The organism is Caballeronia sp. GAWG1-5s-s (assembly GCF_023631445.1).
In the GTDB taxonomy this organism is placed as follows: domain Bacteria; phylum Pseudomonadota; class Gammaproteobacteria; order Burkholderiales; family Burkholderiaceae; genus Caballeronia.
In genome coordinates this window covers 1-2,619 of sequence record NZ_JALQDC010000052.1, presented here as the reverse complement: position 1 = coordinate 2,619, position 2,619 = coordinate 1, and the positions used below count along the sequence as shown (strand labels likewise).

Genomic DNA, 2,619 nt, shown 5'->3' with positions numbered 1-2,619 from the left:
GTAAGCGGTCCATCTTCGACGTCTGGCAGTGAGCGACAGTAGCGAGGACCATAGGTGTCCACCTATCTTGGAGGTGGACACCTATGACTGGCATGGACTCAGAGTTGGCAGTAGTGCGTCGCAGCAGCGATGGCCGTCGCCGCTATGACGAAAAAAGTAAACGCGCCTTGATTGAAGCAGCACTTCGTCCCGGAGTATCAGTCGCCGGTCTGGCTCAGCAGCACGGCATCAACGCCAATCTGCTGCGCAAGTGGATCGCGAAGTACCTGGTGGAGCGCGAGAATGGCATTTCGCCAGCGTCGCAGCATAATGGCAACGACGAATACAACCCGCCTCAGCCCGACAAGTCGATTAATGACGTGGCCGTCGATCTGCCAGGGTCGCACCAACCCGTCCCGGTCGCGGTAAAGCCGTCTGCGTTCGTGTCGGTCGTTTCAGCGTCGCCGACACAACCGTCCACACCGCCATCGATGACACTTGCCTTGCATGTGCGTCTGTCGAACGGCGTCGAGCTTGAACTTGGCGGGGCAATCGCGACCATCGACGAATTGACGACCATGGTTCAGATTCTGGGGAGGATGCCGTGTTCCGGTTCGACGACGATCTGAAGGTCTATCTGCACCGCGATCCCGTTGATTTCCGCTACGGCATGAATAGCCTGTCGATTCTCGTCGAGCAGTCGATGCGCCTGAATCCGATGGACACTTCCCTATACATCTTCGGAAACCGGCGTCGCGATCGGATAAAAATCCTTGGCTGGGATGGCAGTGGTTTCTGGCTTCTCATAAAGCGATTGGAGAGAAGCCACTTCATCTGGCCCGACAACAAGGCTGAGATCGTGACGATGACCACCAACGTGCTGCACGCGCTACTCGACGGCGATGACATCACCGCGATTCGACGGCATCCCAAGCAGGAATATCATCGCGTGAGCTGAACAGTGAGGCGGCGTGCAGGTCTAACCGCCATGCCGATCAACGTCACGATCACCGCCGAGGAACTGAAGGCGTTGCTTGCCGAGCGCGATGCTGCACGTGCATTGCGAGAGCAACAGGAGGCATTACGCGGCGCCTTGCGGCTCGTGACGGCCGAGCGCGATCTCGCTGAGGAGCGCCTTCGAGCCTATCGTCGCGAACTGTTCGGCGCGAAGAGTGAAGCACGAGATTCTGATCAACCTAGCTTGTTCAACGAAGCCGAGACGCTCGGCGCGAACAGCGCGCCCGCGCAGGAAGACACGCCGGAGACGACGGTCGCCGCGCACAAGCGCAAGAAGCGCGGTCATCGCAAGCCGCTTGATCCGAATCTGCCGCGCGAGGTCGTGCGACACGAACTGCCCGAAGCCGAACGCTTCTGCACGAACGATGGGCACGCGCTCGTCGAGATAGGCGCGGAGATCAGTGAGCAGCTCGATGTGATCCCCGAGCAGCTTCGGGTGATCCAACACCAGCGCATCAAATATGCGTGCCCATGCTGTGACCTCGGCATCAAGGTCACGCCGGCGCCGCCGCGCATCATCGCGCGCGGACTGTTCAGCGAATCAGCGCTTGCATGGATCGCCACCGGCAAGTATCAGTTCGGCATGCCGCTGTATCGTCAGGCTGGTTTGCTGTGTCGCTTCGGCGGTGACATCTCGTCGAACACGATCGCCGCCAGCATGGTTCGCGTTGGCCTCGCGACCCAGCCCGTGATCAACTTGATGCGCGATGCGTTGCTCGAGGCAGAGCTGATCTACTGCGACGAAACAACGTTCCAGGTACTGAAAGAGAAAGGGAGAAAACCACAAACGAAGAGCTACCTCTGGGCGCAGATGACCGGCTCGGGCGTCCCTATCCGCTGCTTCAGCTATACACCTGGACGCGGCGCCAAGCTGGCCGACAAGCTGTTCACGGGCATCCGCAAGGGCGCCGTTCTAGTAACTGACGGCTACGAGCCCTACAACGACATCGCTCAACGCTACGACCTCGTGCACCTCGGATGTTGGGCGCACCTGAGGCGGTACTTCATCAAAGCGGAGGACAACGTGCCCAAAGTCGCCCGTTCGCCCGATCTGCTCGCGACACGCTTCATCACGCTGATCGGCAAGCTGTTCGCTGCAGAGGCCCGCTCTAAGAAATGGAAGCCTGAGCGACGACAGCGATTGCGACGGCGATACAGCACGCGCATCCTCGACGCCATCTACGCCTTGGCGCTCGCGCAGTCGCCCGGCATCGTGCCAAAAAGTCTGCTTGGAAAGGCACTGACCTATCTACGCGAGCAGTGGCCGAAGCTGATCCGCTATGTCGAGAACGGCAGTTGGCCTATCTCGAACAACCCTTGTGAGAACGCGATTCGCCCCTTCGTCGTTGGGCGCCGTTCATGGCTTTTTAGCGACACGGTTGCAGGGGCAAACGCTAGTGCAAACCTCTACAGCCTCATCGAAACGTGCAAAGCCGGCGGCATCGATCCTTATCGTTACCTCCACTGGTTATTCCAGCGCCTTCCGCTGGCGAAGACCGTCGACGACTACGACGCGCTGCTTCCCTGGAAGATGCCCGCAGATCTCCGCTGACCCACTTCGCTATCACGTATCACGGCGCTCTACCACCTTACTCTGAGCGGCGTCGTTCGTGGATCGCTTAC

3 protein-coding genes are annotated in these 2,619 nt (G+C 59.6%); all 3 read left to right on the top strand.

The features are described from left to right. Window positions 1-83 precede the first annotated feature (83 nt). Genes NCR34_RS27810 through tnpC form a run of 3 tightly spaced genes read left to right on the top strand, consistent with a single transcriptional unit; the run spans window position 84 to window position 2,548 of the window. The gene (locus tag NCR34_RS27810; protein ID WP_248320380.1) at window positions 84-608 is read left to right on the top strand and encodes a transposase; all 525 of its coding nucleotides are present in this window, start codon (window positions 84-86) and stop codon (window positions 606-608) included. Continuing rightward, window positions 584-937 (top strand): IS66 family insertion sequence element accessory protein TnpB, encoded by a 354-nt coding sequence (gene tnpB, locus NCR34_RS27805; RefSeq protein WP_045463971.1) that lies wholly within the window; start codon window positions 584-586, stop codon window positions 935-937. The genes NCR34_RS27810 and tnpB overlap by 25 nt, the downstream gene beginning before the upstream one ends. A gap of 30 nt (window positions 938-967) precedes the next feature. Next, window positions 968-2,548, top strand: a complete 1,581-nt coding sequence (tnpC, locus tag NCR34_RS27800) for an IS66 family transposase (protein ID WP_248320381.1) — start codon at window positions 968-970, stop codon at window positions 2,546-2,548. Window positions 2,549-2,619: the final 71 nt, after the last annotated feature.